This is a genomic window from Sporocytophaga myxococcoides DSM 11118 (assembly GCF_000426725.1).
GTDB classification, from domain to species: Bacteria; Bacteroidota; Bacteroidia; order Cytophagales; family Cytophagaceae; genus Sporocytophaga; species Sporocytophaga myxococcoides.
This window is the reverse complement of the sequence record NZ_AUFX01000009.1, coordinates 310,015-329,229: the sequence shown is the minus strand read 5'-3', so window position 1 is coordinate 329,229 and position 19,215 is coordinate 310,015. Positions and strand designations below refer to the sequence as shown.

The following is a 19,215-nucleotide window of genomic DNA, read 5'->3' as shown; positions in this document are numbered from 1 at the left end:
AGATAATCCTGTATATCTCCTCATCCCATAATTCCCAGTTCAGACAATTCCGAGAAAATCCTGTCTATCCTATAATCCCAAAAATCCCAGTTCAGACTTTCTTAATTGTACTGTAGCGGTACGATTTGTACAAGTGTATGAAATGTCACACTGAAGCTCAGAAGTCCGATTTTGTACTTCGGAACTTCATCCTTGAACCTCAGAGGTCCGATTTAGCACCTCGGAAGTACGTCGTTGAACCTCAGAGGTCCGATTTGGTACCTCGGAACTACTCCGTCGAACCTCTGAAGTCCGACTTAGTACCTCGGAACTACGTCGTCGAACCTCGGAGGTTCGATGAGGTACTTCGGAAGTGCGTCGTCGAACCTCAGAGGTTCGATGGAGAACCTCGGAACTACGAAATCGTACTGCGGCAGTACGATTTGGACAAGGACCTAAAATATTTTTTGTAAAAATCTTGACTTGCACTGACTCGTTTGTCAAGATTGATCAATCTAAAGAAGAGTAACTTGGAGGGTAAGTTAAATATTTATGTCTCAGGTAACTTAGCTAAAGGAATATCGTAAGTTGTAACATTATTTTATATATTTGTTGACGGGGATATTTTTGGAGATTTGAAAGAGTTTTTTGGAAATTTATTTTTGATAAAGATTTTAAATAGTAAGAAAAGAACTTGGATTATTTAGAACAATCATTAGAGGAGATTAGTAAATTAAAGAATAGCATAAGCTTTCTAATTTTAACGGCTACTTCAATAGAAACTCATCATTTACATTTATATCTTAAACCGGTAAATGGATATGATAAAGTTATTAAAGTTTTCAATGATAAATTTACTTTTTATATAGGTGTATTTGGGGTATATCAAATTGTGCACGTGCAGTGTGGAACAATGGGGTCTATTTCATCCAATAGTTCAATAATAACTACCAAAGAGGCAATTGATATTTGGGATCCCAAGGCTGTTATAATGATTGGAATCGCGTTTGGATTAGATGAAATGTCACAAAAAATTGGTGATGTTTTGGTTTCTGAATCACTGATCCCATACAATGTTAGAAGAGTAGGTGAACAAACTATTTATAGAGGAAGTCATCCGGAGGCAGGTCATATATTATTAGACAGATTTAAAAGTCAAGCAAAAAATTGGAACTTTAAGGTGGATGAAAATAACAAAGCTTCTACTATTTTTGGACCATTGCTTTCAGGCGAAGAATTGATTGATAATAAAGAATATAGAGATCAGTTGTTAAGTGCATTTCGCAATGCAAAAGGCGGAGAGATGGAAGGAATAGGAGTGAGTACTGCATCAGTAAATAAGAAACTTGAATGGATAGTTGTTAAGGGGATATGTGATTTTGCTGATGGTAATAAAGGTAAAAACAAAAATCAAAATCAGAATCTTGCTGCTGCATCAGCAACATCTTTAGCGCATTTAGTGCTCTCAAGCCCTAATGCTTTTAGTGACTTATGTTTTATCCCTCAAAAGAGTCAGTCTATTCAAATTCCTACACAACTAGTTAAAGAAGTATTGTTTGATTTTTATTCTTTAGAAAAAGAAAAGTTTTATTTGGAAAGAGGAGAAGATAAGAATCTTTCAAAAGTGCTTGATTTTTACAGTGTTTGGGTAAGCGGTGAAACTGGATGCGGAAAAACAACTTCAATTCTTCGTAATCTTATTATTAGAAGAAAAAGTTTCGTTTACATAAATTTAGCAGCTTGTATTGGGTGTTCAATAAATGAGTTATTTTGTCAAATCTATGTTGACCTAATTCAGAATATTTCTCCTAAATCTTCTCCTAAAAGATTTGATAATTTAAGAGATATAATAAAAGAAATCTCTTTACTCTTAAAATCATCTTTCCCCTCTAAAGAAAATTTTATTTATATCGAAGAGATTCCAGTTGATAGCGAAGAATCATTTAAAATTTTAATTCAACAATTTTTCAGCCTAATAATTACGGTAAATAAAGAGAATATAAAATTTATTTTTTCTTCTTTACTTTCTCCTACAGATCATATTGTGGACGGTCAAAAAAAGATCTATGAAAAAATAAAGTTTTTGAGATATGATTTATGGAGTGAGAATGATTGTGAGAGTCTAGCTAAAATAATTTCTGAAAACTTAAATTTACTTTTTGGAGAACCTGAAAGGAAACAAATAATTGAAGCTTCTGGAGGTTCACCTAGATTAATAAAAAGAATTTTCAGAGATTATATAGTCTGTATTGATCAACCCAATATGACTCTTGATAGAATTTTAAAGGAAACACTGACTGAATTTAAATGATTGCTCAAGAAAAAATATTAAAGCCATATACAATTATTCCTGATCATCTCTATGTTCAAAGGGATGCTGATCGTCAAGTTTTACAAGTAATTCAGGATATGGGTAGGCCCGGATATGTTTTAGTTGCAAGGCAAATGGGTAAAACTAATTTACTTATTAATGCTAAAAGTAAACTTCAAACTAAAAATGATATATTTCTTTATGTTGATCTTTCAAATTCCTATGAAACATCAAGAGAATGTTTTAGAGGAATTATTGACAAAGCAGTTGAAACCAACTTTGAAACTTTTGGAGGAATTTATGAAGTAATAGAAGATAATAGGAATAAGAAATTACTTCCTCCGCATACTGAGCATGGCCAAGAACTAAGATTATTGTTAAAAACAATTTCAGGAAAGTTAGTAATAATTTTAGATGAAATTGATGCTTTGACCAAGGCGAAATTTTCAGATGAAATTTTTGCTCAAATAAGAAGTATATATTTTGAAAGAATTAATTTCACTGAATATAATAGATTGACCTACCTTCTTTCTGGTGTTGTTGAGCCGACGGAAATTATAAAAAATCCTAAAATTTCTCCTTTTAATATAGGTCAGAAAATTTTCTTAAACGACTTTACATATGGGGAGTTTAATGATTTTTGTAGGAAAGCTAATTTGATTTTGCCAGAAAAAATTCTTTTAAGAGTTTTTGATTGGACTAGCGGAAATCCTCGAATGACCTATGATGTATGCTCTGAAGTTGAAAGTTATATTTTGAAGGGACATGATATCGATATAAGTCTTATAGACAGGATAATTGAAGATATTTACCTAACGGCTTTTGATAAAGCTCCCATTGATCATATTAGAGAGTTAGTTGAAATTGATAATGAAATTAGGCAGGCTATAGTTCAAATCAGATATCATAAGGGAAATGTCTTAAGTGATGAAATTAAAAAAAAGTTATACTTAGCGGGAATTATTAATTCAGACTTTCAATCATCAAAAATTGAAATTAAGAATAAGATTATAGATAAAGCACTATCAGAATCTTGGATTGAAAGTGTTGAGAAGAAGAAAAAGGGAGTATTAAAACTTGCATTGGAAAGATACTCGTCAAAAGAATTTAATGAAGTAATTAAACTTTACGAAGGGTCTATCGAAGATATTGAGAATTTGTCAGGAAATGACATAGCGCCGCTTGCTTTTAGTTATTTTGAAACACAAAAATATAGCAAGGCAATTCCTTTCCTCTTAAAAATTCAATACGATAAGAAAGGTTTTCCTGAAGCTTACTATGAAACATTATATGCGGTAGGGATAAGTTATGCAATAGTTGGGGATTATCCAAACGCCATACGTGTATTTAGTGAAATAGTAGATGAGTATCCTTCAGGCAAGTACTATTTTCAGTCTAGGGTTAATTTAAGTAGTTCATATTTTCAATTAAATTATCAAGAGAATAAGGAATTGATAATTTCTTTTGATACGCAAACAATTGAAGAATTAAATAGATCATCTAATCCAGAACGCGATAAGTTTTTAACGATCGCATATTATAATTTATGTCAGCTATTCGAGTCATTAAACGATTCGCTAATAGCGAAAGAATATATAAAGAAGGCTTTAGATGTTTGTCCGCTTGAATCAAAATCCCAGGTTTTATTGAAATGGGTGTTGTTAGAGGAAGATAATGTTGAAAAGAAAAATGCGCTAACACAAACTGTAGATCTAATTATTAAGAACAACTATAAACCTGAGGAAGCGAATATTAATAATCTATTATCTGTTACCCATGAATTAATTGATATTTTATTATATGAACTTTATAGAATGGAATTGTTAGAAGGTTTTGAAAGTCTATTAAATTATATAATAAAACTTGAAAATTCAGAGGAAAGAGAAGTCTATATTTATAAAATAGCAATACAATTACTGTCTAAAGGAGAGCATGAATTATGTCAAAAGGTTATAAGACCTTTATTTGAAATGCAGGATGAATCTTTCCCAAATTTAGCTACTTTTAATGCATTTAGGATTTATACCATTATTTCTCCTTTAAGCAATTGGACTGTATTTGCACCTCTTTATGTGAATTATTTTTATCAAAATTATATGAAGCTTACTTTAAGTGACATAGACTTTAAAATTTTATATTTTTATCTTCTTGAAAATTTAGAAAGGAAAAGGTATGAAGAGATACGAAAGATGGTAAACATCTTAACTTCTATAGTTGAGTTTATAGATGATCAAGTGAAAATTAATTTTGTCAGTATACTTTATATAGAGCTATTATCACTTGCTAAGATGGGGTTTCCACACGCTCAAGTTTCGAAGGCAAGGGAGATATTATCTTTATGTTCTAAGTATAAGAATGTAAAAAGAGATCAATACGATTTTATGAATGCTACTACCCTGGAACATATTGAAAAGTACTCTTCTAAATTAATTGGTGATTACGGTTTTCGGCCACATCCGAATTTTTCTTCATATGATAGAAATGATAAACTTAAAATTCAATACCTTAATGGGGAAATAAAAGAGAAAAAGTTTAAACAAGTCGAAGAGGATTTAAGGGCAGGGCTATGTAGAATAATATCATCCCAATAGTCCCCAATAGTCCCCAATAGTCCTCGTTTGCAACGAGGATTTCCGAGAATAGCGATTGTATCGCTATTTATTTTATTACTTTTGCAATTCAACCAACTAATTTTTTTACAGCTATGGCAGGAGACAGATACATCATTTCTGATCAACATGTTCCTTATTTTATTACCTGTACAGTAATAAAATGGATAGATTTATTTACCAGAAAAGACTACCGTGATATCATTGTTGATTCTTTAAATTATTGTTCCAGGGAAAAGCATGTTACAATTTATGCTTGGGTGATAATGAGTAATCATATACATTTGGCATTAAAAGCTTCGCCACCAGGGGATATGTCTTCGTTTCTCAGAGATTTTAAGAAATATACATCAAAGAAGTTTATTACAACTATGGATTCTATTAATGAGAGCAGATCTGAATGGTTGAAAGATAAGTTTTCTTTTGAAGCAAAGAGAACTAGACGAGCTGAAAATTATAAAATATGGATGGATAGCAATCATGCTATTGAACTAGCCAGTATTGATATAATGGAAAAGATAAATTACATACATAATAATCCAGTTCGCGCTGGACTGGTGGAGAATCCGGAATATTATTTACACAGCAGCGCCAGGGATTATGCAGGAAGAAAGGGGCTGGTAAAGGTGAGTGTTATTTGAGATGGCGATACAATCGCCATTCTCGGAAATCCTCGTTGCAAACGAGGACTATTGATGACTGGCGATACAATCGCCATTCTTGGAAATCCTCTGCGAAAACAAGGACATTTGATTAATATAAATTAAAATGCCATGTGGCACGCCATTCGAAAACGCGCGCCACATGGCATTAACTTGAAGATTCTAATCCTCCCTATTTAGTTTTTTATCACCTTTATACTCTTTCCTATTAATGGCATTTTGAATAAGTATAAGCCTCTTGAAAGAGTTTCAATGTTCACACTATTTTCACCTCTTTCCATCATTTGCTCCATCAGTTTATTTCCGTCAGATGAATATACTTCCAGCAACATTTCCACTGGGCTTTCTATAATTACCCTGGTACTTGCCGGATTCGGATAACAACTTACCAATGAAGAGCTGGATGAGCTAATGCCATCTACAAATGGAGCGGAAAATCCTTTGATTTCAAATGTAAAGTCAATTCCGTCCAAATTGTTGTTTGGTATTGTCACTGTTGCTGTTTTCAAGCCAAGTGTACTTGGTTTAAAGGTTATTGAAAATTCAGTAGAATCGCCAAAGCCAACTGAAGAGGAAGTATTGCTCAGGTCTATAATAAAGTCATTGCTGCTTACGGTAATCAAAGGTTTGCCCGATAAAAACAGGGGCTTCAAGGCAGCGGTTCCGTTCTCGATACTGAAGGTAAAAGCTGGACTAGTTTTACCAGGTTTTACAGTGCCAAAATCTACTGGTGATTCTACTTCATTATCTGCATACAATACCTTTATATCATTAGGCAGAGAAATTTTACGTATCTGAAAATTGTATTGATCTGCTACGTATAGATTGTAATTGGCATCGATCGTAATTCCGACAGGATTATTAAAACTGACAGAAGCTGCGGGACCATTTAGTGAGCCTGGGATTCCTTTTCCCGCCAGGGTGGTTACAACTCCCGAGGGCGTTACTTTTCTGATTTTAAAATTTGCAGTTCCAGTCTGAGTTACATACACATTGTCTGAACTATCTACACAAATACCAACTGCTGAACTAAATGCTGCAGAGGCACCTGTACCATCCCAGGATTCCTGAAACATAGAACCTGCTAATGTAGAGACTTCCCCCTCAGGATTAATTTTACGTATCCTATGGTTGCTTTTATCTGCCACATAGAGGTTACCGTTTTTATCTATACCTATACCATGAGGTGATGAAAAGCGAGCATCCAAGCCCTTGCCATCTTTGTAGCCCCCTTGCTTGGCACCTGCAAATGTGCTTACATCTCCATTGGGTGTAATTTTACGAATACTGTTATTGTATTGGTCAGCAACATAAAGATTACCCTTCGCATCAATAGTCAATCCAAATGGATTGTCAAAAAGAGCATCAGTGCCATTGCCATCGACAAATCCCTCAGTATCTGATCCGGCAAAGGTGGTAACAATACCTTCAGGAGTAATTTTTCTTATTTTATGATCATCAGTAACAAATAGATTTCCAATGGCATCAATTGTAATACCTTTTATATCATTAAAGGTTGCTTCCGCTCCTGTGCCATCTGAACTGCCATATTTATCAGAACCGGCAAGGGTGGTAGCCACTCCGGCAGGAGTCAGCTTACGGATCTTGATCTCGTCAGCTATATAAATAATACCCTGCTCATTTATTGTCACACCAGTAGGGCTTTTAAATCGAACATTGGGAACAGTACCATCTACTGATCTGGCATAACCAATACCTCCTATTGTACTTACTATTCCTTGTTGTGTTACTTTTCTGATTTTATGATTTCTAATATCAGCAACATAGACATTCCCGGCAGCATCAACAGCAATACCATGAGGATTATAAAAATTAGCACTAGTGGCATTGCCATCTTTATCTCCTATGCCACCCGTGCCTGCATATGTACTAACAATACCTTCTTTTGAAATTTTACGAATAACATTATTGCCCTCTTCACCTATATACATATTGCCTTCTGCATCTATGGCAATGCCATATGGGTTACTGAACTTTGCTACACTCAAATCTCCATTAGTTCGTCCGTCTGTTGATCCTGCAAAGGTACTTACTGTACCATCGGGCGTTATTTTTCGGATTTTATCATTATAATAATCCGCTACAAATAAATTTCCATTGGCATCTATTGCTATCCCGGATGGGTTGCTGAACATAGCATCAGCGCCAGCACCATCAGCAAATCCGGAAGTGTTTTTACCTGCTAATGTGCTCACTACACCTTCTGGAGTTATTTTGCGAATCTTATTATTCCGAGTATCTGCAACATACACCGTACCTGTGCCATCCACCACCAGACTGCTTGGAGCAATAAATCTCGCTTCGGTACCTGTTCCATCTAAGCTACCGGCATCTCCATTTCCTGCTAAAGTACTCACTACGCCATCCGGTGTTATTTTGCGTACCCTGTGTCCACCTAATTCGGATACATATACATTATCTTCAGTATCTATTGCAATTCCCCATGGATACATAAAACGTGCATTCTTACCTTCTCCATCCTGCTTTCCCCAACCACCATCTCCGGCAAAAGTACTTACAATACCTTGTGCAGATATTTTACGGATTTTGTTATTGTCTGCCTCTGCAACATATACATTTCCCTTAGAATCTATTGCGACGCCATTAGGTGAAGAAAACCCGGACATTGCTGCCGGACCGTCAGCATCAAGACTCAAACCGGCCAGAGTGCTCACCACCTGACCATAGCCGGAAGTGGATAAGAAGCCAAGAATGTAAACAATGATGGATAATTTAAAAATGGAATTATGTCTCATAAATTGTATTTGGATACTATCTGATAATGTTGGTAATCTTTTTGATTAGGGTGAAATTTTGAAATTATTATTAAAATCAATTGTGGTGGTAGAATTAATCTTTTATCACCTTTATATTATGACCTATTGATGGCAAATTGAATAAGTATAAGCCTCTCGAAAGAGCTTCAATGTTCACACTATTTTCTCCTCGCTCTACCATTTGTTCGATGACCTTATTACCTTCAGAAGAATACACTTCCAGCAACATTTCCGCCGGGCTTTCTATAATTACCCTTGAACTTGCCGGATTTGGATAACAACTCACCGATGAATAACTGGATGATTCAATGCCATCTACAAAAGGAGTGGCAAGACCTTTGATTTCGAAAGTATATACACTTTCATTCAAATCGTTGTTTATAATGGTCACTGTTGCTGTTTTCGTACCAACGGTGCTTGGTTTAAACGTTATGGTAAATTCAGCAGGAAAGCCTACTTCAACTGGAGAATAAGTATTACTAAGGTCTACAATGAAATCGTTGCTACTTACCTTAACGATAGGCTTTCCAAGCAAAGCAACAGGCTTTAAAGCACTGGCTTCATTTTCAATATTGAAAGAAAATGCAGTACTGGAGTTTCCAATTTTTACTGTCCCAAAATCTATCTGTGCCAAGCCAGAAACCAAATTTGTATCTGCATGCATGACCTGGATTTCATTAGGCAAAAAGATTTTCCTGATCAAATTATTGTATTGATCTGCTATATAGATATTATAATTGGTGTCTACAGCAATTCCGCTAGGATAGTTAAAGCGGGCTGAAGCACTGGGACCATCTATATTTCCCCTTTGTCCTGTACCTGCCAATGTAGTTACAACTGCAGATGGAGTTATTTTTCGAATTAGAGTACTTTCAGTTCCTACCTCGGGTCCTACCTGGGTCACGTATAAATTGCCGGAAGCGTCTATGCAAATACCGTAAGGTGAATAAAAAGAAGCCTTAATGCCAATGCCATTGGCGGAACCCTGGACACGTGAACCTGCAAAGGTAGTGACATCTCCTTGCGGACTAATTTTTCGAATGCAGTTATTACCTTTGTCGGCCACAAATATGTTTCCATCCTTGTCAATAGCAATACCGGTAATTTCTCCAAAGCGAGCATTGGTTCCATTCCCATCCTTATAACCTGCTGTATCAATTCCGGCAAATGTAGAAGCGTCTCCGTTTGGTGTAATTTTACGTATGCAGTAATTCCTCTGGTCTGTAACAAAAAGATTGCCAGCAGCATCGAATGCCAGGGCGGATGGGTTGTCGAAACGGGCATCGATTCCATTGCCATCTGTATAACCAGAATAGTTGCCTGCAAAAGTGCTAACGACTCCTTCAGGAGTAATCTTGCGTATGAAATGATATTGTATATCTGAAACAAATACATTCCCAGTTGCATCGAGTGCTATACCTGTCAATCTGCCCAATGTAGCATTAGTCCCAATACCATCTGAATGCCCCATATTTCCTGATCCTGCCAGGGTGGTTACTTTACCCGCAGGGGTAATTTTACGAACTCTGCCTGTTTCTGCTACATATACATTGCCCATTGCATCAGTTACTACTCCTGCTGGCATAGTGAACCTAGCCATTAAACCCTGTCCATCTACTACTGCATTATTATTAGCCTGGCCTACTCCCGCTACAGTACTTACTATTCCTTCCGAAGAAATTTTACGTATCTTTTTATTGCTTAAATCAGCAACATAGACATTGCCGGAACTATCTGCAGCAATACCATGAGGATAATAAAAAGAGGCACTGGCAGCAGGACCATCTTGTGATCCAAAGCCTCCGTTACCGGCATGTGTACTTACTTCTCCGGTTGTTGAAATTTTACGAATCGAAAAACTGGTTTCTTCGCTTACAAACATGTTGCCCTCCTTATCGATGGTGATACCATAAGGTCTGCTAAAAGTAGCAACACTTATATTTCCATTCTCTATTCCTGCAGTAGAACCAGCATAGGTACTTACTTCACCTTGAGCTGTGATTTTACGGATTCTATTGTTGCCATTATCTACTACATATAGATTGTTGTCAGCACCGATTGTTATGCCTGTAATTTCTTTGAACTTTGCCGTAGCACCTGGCCCATCCTTAAAACCAGAACCAGAACCTGCTAATTTACTAACCACTCCATCCGGAGTAATTTTAGTCACCCAGGAATAGTCTGCTACATATATATTGCCTGTATTATCTACTACCAATGCGGTAGATTGATAAAACGTTTGCACACCAACAGGAGGACTTTTAGCCACAGTTGTTACTATACCTTCGGGTGTTACTTTTCTTACTTTTCGGCCACCAAATTCTGCTACAAATATATTTCCATCTTTGTCTAGTGCCAGACCCCAAGGGGTATTGAACATAGCTTCGGATCCTGTTCCATCCAGATAACCAGAAAACCCGGAGCCAGCCAAAGTACTTACAATTCCTTGAGGAGTAATTTTTCTGATTTTATGATTTGCAATATCTGCTACAAAAAGATTTCCCTGAGCGTCTACTACTACACCATTTGGTGAGGCAAAATTGGCCTGATCTGCTGGCCCGTCTGCATCATTGCTCTTACCAGCCAGTGTACTAACTTCCTGGCCATAACTGGACAAGGATAAAATGCTAAATATGAATGCAATGAGGGATAGCTTAAAAATAGAATTACTATATGCCATAATTTTCAATATTAATGCAAGAATTAATGTAAGTGAATTTACGTGTAAAAAGGTGAAATGTCCAGATGGATTTACCAAAGATTACTTTGAATTGAGGAACGCAAGGTCCTTGTATATGCTTCATATATCTGGTCAACTTTGTAACTACATAAAGAGATAAGCAACAATTTGAGTAAGAGATTTTTAAAATATGATAAAGAAAAGGTTTCTTGCTCTTGCTCATATTTCTGTGTGAATGTTTTGAAGATATGACATTCTCAATAAACGGTTTGGACAAAGTAGAAGATGTTGTTTTAAGTTGATTGATTTTCAAGGAAAACAAAATATAAAGTGGGTGTGAAAGTTTCTTCCATGGATCTCAATATAACATTGAAGAATCTTAAACTGGACCAGGGAATATACTTTTATAAAATAGAATCGAACGATAGAATGATTGGAAAAGGAAAACTTATAAAAATATTAAATACGAAAGCTATTTGAATATCATATGTAGTGCCCGAGTATTCGCTGTAAAAGAGGATTGTTGAGAACCTGGAGAAAAACCTTTTAAGATCAACCGTTTTTATTTAGATTGAACTCAATTTTCTCAGCATATATTTATAAAAGATGTTATCTACATATATTCCAGATATTAACAACCCAACAAATATAATACCTGCTTTGCTAAAACAGAATCTCAAATTGTATCAAGAGGGCGTTGATGATGTAGGTGTCATTGAATTGACGGAATGCATGGAAGTATCCTTGTTATTGGGACACATAGCCATATTCAATGAACTAAGAGCGTTATATGGAGCGGTGAAAGGTCGCAATAATAGATACTACGAAAAGGATATTGGATTTTTAAAAGAACAAATTTCAAAAGAAATAGCTAAGATAACCAATCAGGAAATTTTTGCAGGACTAAAGTCAATCAAAGATATTATTCCTTATTACTTACCACTATTAGAGAACAATTTTGAAAAAGCAATAGCTATCGCAAATACAGAATACGATCGGGAGCAGCTAGCGGGTCTGCTTGCAGTCAAAGGTGAATTTAATCTGGCTAAAGAAGTTCGTGATAAAATAGGAGATGAATGGAGAAGATCGGAGATTGATTTAACATTAACTATTGAATATTTTAAATCAGGAAAATATAAGGAGGCCTTTGATTTACTCCCCACTTGCGGAGGATATTGGAATAGTTCCGGGGTTAATCTTCAATTAGTAAAAGGCTTTTCCGGATTTGAACCCTATGCTTGTTATCCTTTAAGTGAATGGTAAAAAGGATACTGTTACTTTATCAATCTTTACTTTGTCATCCTGAGTCCTGCGAAGGATCTGATAGTCACAAAATAATTCGCGATTCAATCGTCATCTCCTAGATAGCTTGAGATTTATTCTTTTTGAAACCTCAGATGTTTCTCAAGCTCAACAAGAAAAAAGAAAGGTCTTTAAGTTGAAGACCATGTTCTGAAGGAGAAGGAAACTCAATTAATAACAAGCACATCAAAGTCCTTCTCCTTAGGAGAGGGACTTTAATGTGAAGTTAATTTCTTTAGTTTACAATATTAATTCCGTATTTGGCAACAAGATTTGCTCTGACTGTGTTCATTTGCTCATCTGTTAATCCACCAGGATATAGCATATCATTTAAACTTCTGGATCTCCAGCCAACTTCAAAAGCGTTATCGTCTACTTTCACTATAGAGAATCCAACTTTATTGAATGTTCCTCCCATACTATTAGCCAATGTTATATGGCTACCATTTCTTGCCAGATGGCCCCTCCCAGGATAGATATCTCCATTATCCAATGTAAAATTAGTACCTGGATTTCGCGAGGTTGGCCTTAATTTTATGTCGCCATTACCGACATCGCAAACTCCTGAAAAACCTGTATTATCATCAAATTCATTTGGATTAAAATTGTCTAGCTCCCTAACTACCGGCGCCGCAACCGGAGCTGCTGCTGCATCATCTTCCAGGGCTGCTCCACGGGATGAGCAGATTCCGTTATGAACTAAAAATTTACTTTCAGTGATATAATAATCATGGAATGAATCCACTTCCAAATTATACACGGTAAATGAGCCATTAGCTATAACGCTGCCTTTTATGACCTCTTTCTTTCCGTCATATGTTATAAGCGTATCGCCTTTCTTTAACTCAGAAGCTTTTACCCACTTATTCTTCAACCAGAAGGGGTGCTCTTCAGTTGCCTTGATAATCTTATTACCTACTTCCAGAGCTATAAGCTTATGAACTTCTCTTACAGAAGTTTTATTCACTTTTTTCAATTCTTTCTTGCCTGTCTTGTCATCAAAGGCCCATACAAGATCACCGGTTTTGATATCTTCAATATTCAATAAAGCCTTCTCGCCGGAAACTTTTGTGCCTTTAACAAAGCAGCCAGTTGATTCTACACCTCCCATTTCATCAATGATTCCTCCGACACCATCGGAAAGTAAACCTATCAAAGCGCCAGATGCCTCCTGCTGTCCCCACTCACTCCAGCTAAAGCTTTTATTTTTTCCGAAAGATGTAGTAATAGAATATTGTAGTCCTCCAATACCAGCGTCTAAGATTGCTCCGGCAACATTCTCTGCTCCTGGAACAATTTCCAATAACAAGCCTGCAAATATTTCTCCTGCATCAACAAAGAAGGAAGCTATTTTCGAGAAGGATTTGTGACCGGAAGGGTCAACATTATTAACCGGGTTATTCAGGCCATAGGCATAACAATTGAATACATCCGGTTGATAAAACTCTCCACCTACATAGCTGTCTGCTGTGAGGAAACGACCAATCGCAGGATCGTAAAAACGTGCTTCATAATAATATAAATCAGTAACACTATTGTATTCTTTTTCACCGAATTTATATCGATAATCATTTTCACCTTGAAGTCCTACAATAGATCCATAAGGATCATAGTCTATGCGGCTGTTTCGGTTGCCCCTCAGGTCTGTAACGATATGGGTATTGCCAAGATAGTCCTGATGAAAATACAGTGTGTCTAAAGATGGTACGCCGTTGTTATTTGAGGTTGTTCCTGCCTCACTTATTTTTGACGCATAGGTCAGAGAACTCACCTGGCCAAATAATCCTTTTACATATTTAGTAATGAATTCAGTTCCACCACCAAATGTATTCACTTCATAGTATGGACAGACAAATGTAGTGGTGATTGCATTGGAGAGATCATTCTGAATAATTTTTCTTCCATCATAATCATATACAAATGTAATGGCTGCTGTATCATTAACGGTTAATGTATCAAGCTGGCTCAATGCATCATATGAATATTTAATTGTATTCGAATCAATACTTTTAGATGATCGGTTTCCAAGCTGATCATAAATATAAGAAACCACTCCATCTCCACTACTAATACTGCTGCCTCCTTTTACCTGGAAGTTATTGTATTGATACTGGATGGAATCCTTTTTAATCAGATTGCCGGAAACGTCATACTTATAACTATTCGTGGCATAAAAGCTGAAAGCTGAATCCAGTCTGCCTGAGTAGTCATAAGAAAACCTCTGCATATAAGCAGAACTATCCAAATCATTGATTGCTGCAATCCTATATTGATAGTCCCAGTTATAATTCTGACTAAGCAAGTCACCATTTGCGTTGGTCAACTTATACGAATTAACATTACCTACAGGATAATATGTATAAGTGGAAACTGTCCCGTTATTATACAATACGTTTCCTGGCAGGTTCTGAGCATTATAATTGGAATATTGAGCATAATTAACTGCTGAAACGCCTGCCTTTTCTGATACTGCGACTGACTGAAGATTTCCATAGGTATCATATGTTCTGTAAAAAACAGTGGAATCGGGCAAGGTAACAGTTGTAATTTGATTAAGAGGATTGATTGCATACTGCGTCGGGTATGCTATTCCATTTACGAAAAGGCTGTCCGTTACCTGTTGACCATATTCATTATAAGTATAACGGTGCATGATCACCTGATCACCGGAATACCTGATAACTTTACTTCGCTTGCCTAATGAATTTGGTATAGAAGGATCATCATATTCGTAGCTAACAGAATCAGCTGCCCCTCTGACATCAGAAATAATGCGGCCTAAAGCATCGAATCTTTTTAATATATTATTTCCCGCATTATCCTTTATTTGCAATGTTCTGTTAAAATCATTGTAAATGGCGGATGTATTTCCCATGCTTGGGTCATAGGACTTAATCTTTCTGTTGTAAGAACTGAATGTTACGTTGCTGGTAATTTTTGCAGGATCAGCAACAGCGGTAATTCTTCCGATACCATCATACTGATAAGTGGTAACATCTGTGAGATTACCCGTAACAGAATTTTGTGTTGTTTTTGATACTATCAGATATTGAGAATTAACATAGGCATAATTTGCCACTGTAGTAGAAGCATTGACAGTTCCTGAAGCCACTACAGTATTGGTGACATATCCGTTATATGTGATGGTTGTTACGGTGGAATCATTAAAATCCTTCGGAAGTACTTTTCTTATAACACGCCCATAAGGATCATAAGTATTGCTGGACCAAAAAACTGTATCCTGCCCGGTAGGATTATCAAAGTAGGGAAGGCTTTGTCCTACAATTCTATTTTCACTATCAAAAGCATAATCAACTCTATTGATTCTGGAACTGTCCCTATCATTTACACCATAACTTTTTGAACAATAGCTTCGTGTAAGTCCGTCATAATACTGCACTGTATATTGCATTGTTTCAGATTCCCAATCCTGGATGCTTCCATTCAATGCATAATATCCGCTGTCTGCAGTCAATCCCCAGCTAAAGGTAGAAAGTACAATAGTCTCTCCCGGATCAGTGATATCAGGACCTGTAATGGATATGGTTCTTCCGATATCATCCAGTTCATATATCAGTACATTTCCATTATTATCATACTTCTGAAGCAACGCTCCGAATCGAGCATCATAAACAGCACTGTCGGCCAGTTTGAACCCTCTTTCGTTTGTAGGTGAAATAGTTGAACTGAGGAATGTATGGTAGTAATTATCAAAATGATAACTTATTGTATCGTAACTGGTGTTAACCTTTTGAATTACATTTCCATAGGTGTCATAAGAATTCCGGGTAGTTATCCATTGATTCTGCTGATTGTCCCAAGACTGAATAGAATCCGGATTATAGCTAGAGAGAGAATAATATCTTTTTTCAAGAAGAAGTGTATCTGAAAATGAGGAATTACTGCTTTTCTGAGTTGAAGAAGTAATCCCGAGCACCCATTGAGTAGTGTCGTTGATATAAGTTGTTTTCGTATATAATGGTGGAGTGATATCTGTATCTCCGAGATAAGCAGTATTCAAAACATTTCCGTAAGCATCATAAGCATAATTTGTAAGGAGTGAATAGTTAAATGCCCCATAGGTAAAATGCTGTTCTGTAGTTGAGCTTTTTAATACCTGATAAGCATTCGAAACACTGCCATAAGAAGCAGTAACATTATCTGAATAGGTATAAAACCTTTTCAGCATCAGCTGAGATTTATCCAGAGTCTGTTGAATGAATGAATCCACCTGAGAGGTAAAGGGGAACTCCTGATTATAAATAATGCTTGTTCTTGTATTCTGAGAGCTATCCGAATAAACTTTAGAGGCAAACCCCAGCCATCCTCTGTCCAGGTCTACCTGAGCATTTGAGTAATTATAAGAATATGGATAAATATTTCCTCGGCCATCACTTTTGGTATATCCACTCACAACATACATGCTGGACTGAATATCCTGAATGTGCTGTAGAGGAGCTTGAACAGTGGATAATGGAGCTGAAGCAAAACGATTAAAACTGCTTAATCCATCCTGAATACCAGTACCTGTAGATACAGTTGATTTACTGTAAACAGATCCATCTGTTAATGGCTTGTATTGCACAACTATCGTACTTCCTATACCATTGTTTATTGCTGTTAATAAATCCGGTTTTTGATTACTGGCTGAATAGGTAGGATCTGAAGAGGCCAGATACATCGTTCTTTGATTTGCCTCTACAAAGATTAAATCTGCAGCCCCATCTCCATTAAAGTCTCCATTAATAACAGTATTCCCGGGAAGACTTTGATTAAGTGGAACTTTATTAAAGCCTGCTCCATTGGAAATATATAAAGTATCAGATGAAGAGTTTCCTGTAGTATATAAATCCATATTTCCGTCACCATTATAATCTCCTGGCCAGAAACTGATAAGACTTCCGGGAACATTTGTAATTGGCACTGCAACATCAAAACCCGCTCCATTTGAATAGTAGATGCTATAATCATTTCCATTGAAAGAGAATATATCCGCCTTACCATCACCATTATAATCTCCTGCATAGCTGCAAGACGTCACACATTCTGTTACAATATTAAAGTCAGGTATTGATAATGGTTGATTGAAAGAATTCGTTTTGGAAATATCAGATAGATATAGGTTGTTTGTTCCTGAAGTAGAACCATTGAGAATATCCGCCTGTCCGTCCCCATTGAAATCCGCAATGATATTATTATTAGCAGGTGGTATGGGAAAAGTAATGACGGTGTCAAGATTTCCGTTGTTATTAAAAAGGTTTATATAGCCATCGTAACCATTCTGGGAAAAAAGATCTGTAATGCCATCTCCGTTAAAATCAGCAACCATAACACAAGGCCCGTCCGAACCGGAAACACAATTAGTCTGCAGGTTTTGAACATAAACAGACTTACTATTTACTTGCGTAGCAGAAGAAAGATAAACAGTTCCTGAATTCAGATCGCCTAAAGAGAATACATCATCAAGCCCATCTCCATTAAAATCGCCGGTAAGAATATTATCCTGAGGGATCATACCTGTTGATACACCATTGTTGATGGTTCCGTTCCCTCCATAATAAACGCTGTCAATTTCTTCAGATAAAAGATCCGTAATTCCATCTCCATTAAAATCTGCCAGATAAGCATTCGCGTTATCCTGATATAGTCCAAAGCCAGCATTGGAATTGTCATTGGTAAATTGAGAGGCACCATCTGCCCATGAGAATAATGTAGGTGATAAATAATTGCCTTCATTGGTAATCTCAACAACGGACGTTATGCGGCTGAATCCTGTGACAGGGGAGCTTTCGTAGTTCAACTGAAATGATTTTACGGTAATTGTATCACCTTCAGTATCTAGGATGCTGGTTGTAATAAGGTGAAGCCTGGCTTTTGTTCTTACTTTTGCGCCTCCTTCATAATTTGTTACCGTGTCTGCTCTGCCTTCATAGTAAAACCTTACAAACCTTTGAGCTTCCAGGCTGTCATTGCTTGTATAAGAAATGAGATTTGGATAGTATTGACCGGAAGCTGCATCATTTGATACAATATTGTTTGAACTGTCTTGCGGAGTAAGTGTGTATTGAATCTGCAACTGATTTCCATTCAGGTCAGTCATCTTATTTAGTAACCAGGTTCTTACAGAACCCTGCATGGAATCAGAGTTAAAGTTTGGTCCTTGTGCCTCTATCCTGGAGTCCAATGAATTTCCATACTCCATTTTGGTCCCGTTTTTAAGAGTGACCAGAAAAGAACATGGATCTTGTCCGCAGCTACCGCCAAAAGAAACAATTTTAGACCAGCTATCTTGTTCTGTCCTGTATTCAGCGCTATCATTACTGTAATGCGTCGGAGATGAGTTAATGTTCATTAATCTTTGACCATCCAGCACAAAACGATCATCTTCATTATAATTAATACCTCCTCTGAATCCATCCTGAGCCACGGTAGCGCCAGACCTTTCTATGACAGATAAGCCACTCAGTTCAAAGCCTACTCCAAGTATTCCATTGCCTATTTGACTGCTATACTGCAAAGACAATTTGGGCTCCATTCCATTGGTCCCGGGAGGCACATCAATAGGGATCGAATATTGTGCAGCTCCGTTAAGGTCTACCGAAAAGTATCCCTGGATGCCGTTCCCAAGATTTTTATTATTACTACTGAAAGGATTTGCTACATATGTAACGCCCCCAATAACAATACCGATAGCGGTAGCTATTGAGGCAAGTTTCTTTTTTTTTAATTGCATATTATTCTCTAGTCTGATTGAAAATTTTTATAGGCTATTAATTATTGTCCATGTAATGGTATGATAAAATATTGACACCAATGAAGGAGTCATTAGAAAAGCGGTAAAGTTTTTCCACAGAAGTTGTGTTTGATTGCACCT

7 protein-coding genes are annotated in these 19,215 nt (G+C 36.6%); 4 read left to right on the top strand and 3 right to left on the bottom strand.

Translation table 11 applies throughout. The features are described 5' to 3' along the window. The first annotated feature begins 673 nt into the window (after positions 1 to 673). From K350_RS0112125 to K350_RS0112115, 3 genes are all read left to right on the top strand, one after another. Complete coding sequence (locus K350_RS0112125) at positions 674 to 2,290, top strand: phosphorylase family protein (RefSeq protein WP_028980142.1); 1,617 nt, start codon at positions 674 to 676, stop codon at positions 2,288 to 2,290. Next, a complete protein-coding gene (locus K350_RS31125) occupies positions 2,287 to 4,881 on the top strand; it encodes an AAA-like domain-containing protein (RefSeq protein ID WP_051313085.1) in 2,595 nt (864 codons plus the stop codon). The genes K350_RS0112125 and K350_RS31125 overlap by 4 nt, the downstream gene beginning before the upstream one ends. A gap of 113 nt (positions 4,882 to 4,994) precedes the next feature. Next, positions 4,995 to 5,540 (top strand): REP-associated tyrosine transposase, encoded by a 546-nt coding sequence (locus K350_RS0112115; RefSeq protein WP_028980141.1) that lies wholly within the window; start codon positions 4,995 to 4,997, stop codon positions 5,538 to 5,540. A 197-nt stretch (positions 5,541 to 5,737) separates the two neighbouring features. Here the strand turns inward: K350_RS0112115 and K350_RS31120 are convergent, their stop codons facing one another. Together K350_RS31120 and K350_RS28520 are read right to left on the bottom strand one after the other, a co-directional pair. Then, the gene (locus tag K350_RS31120; RefSeq protein ID WP_051313084.1) at positions 5,738 to 8,338 is read right to left on the bottom strand and encodes an NHL domain-containing protein; all 2,601 of its coding nucleotides are present in this window, start codon (positions 8,336 to 8,338) and stop codon (positions 5,738 to 5,740) included. Positions 8,339 to 8,432: 94 nt separating this feature from the next. Then, entirely contained in the window at positions 8,433 to 11,039 is a 2,607-nt protein-coding gene (locus K350_RS28520) for a T9SS type A sorting domain-containing protein (RefSeq protein WP_081670981.1), read from the bottom strand. A 606-nt stretch (positions 11,040 to 11,645) separates the two neighbouring features. Here K350_RS28520 and K350_RS0112095 point away from each other — a divergent pair. After that, a complete protein-coding gene (locus K350_RS0112095; protein WP_028980140.1) occupies positions 11,646 to 12,302 on the top strand; it encodes a hypothetical protein in 657 nt (218 codons plus the stop codon). Positions 12,303 to 12,576: 274 nt separating this feature from the next. On the opposite strand, the gene K350_RS0112090 is transcribed toward K350_RS0112095, so the two are convergent. Next, complete coding sequence (locus tag K350_RS0112090; RefSeq protein WP_028980139.1) at positions 12,577 to 19,074, bottom strand: FG-GAP-like repeat-containing protein; 6,498 nt, start codon at positions 19,072 to 19,074, stop codon at positions 12,577 to 12,579. Positions 19,075 to 19,215 lie beyond the last annotated feature (141 nt).

What these genes read in the sequence shown, in the direction of transcription:
- K350_RS31125 (WP_051313085.1), top strand. Translation starts at nt 2,287, where the DNA reads ATGATTGCTCAAGAAAAAATATTAAAGCCATATACAATTATTCCTGAT.
- K350_RS0112115 (WP_028980141.1), top strand. Translation starts at nt 4,995, where the DNA reads ATGGCAGGAGACAGATACATCATTTCTGATCAACATGTTCCTTATTTT.
- K350_RS31120 (WP_051313084.1), bottom strand. Translation starts at nt 8,338, where the DNA reads ATGAGACATAATTCCATTTTTAAATTATCCATCATTGTTTACATTCTT.
- K350_RS28520 (WP_081670981.1), bottom strand. Translation starts at nt 11,039, where the DNA reads ATGGCATATAGTAATTCTATTTTTAAGCTATCCCTCATTGCATTCATA.
- K350_RS0112095 (WP_028980140.1), top strand. Translation starts at nt 11,646, where the DNA reads ATGTTATCTACATATATTCCAGATATTAACAACCCAACAAATATAATA.
- K350_RS0112090 (WP_028980139.1), bottom strand. Translation starts at nt 19,074, where the DNA reads ATGCAATTAAAAAAAAAGAAACTTGCCTCAATAGCTACCGCTATCGGT.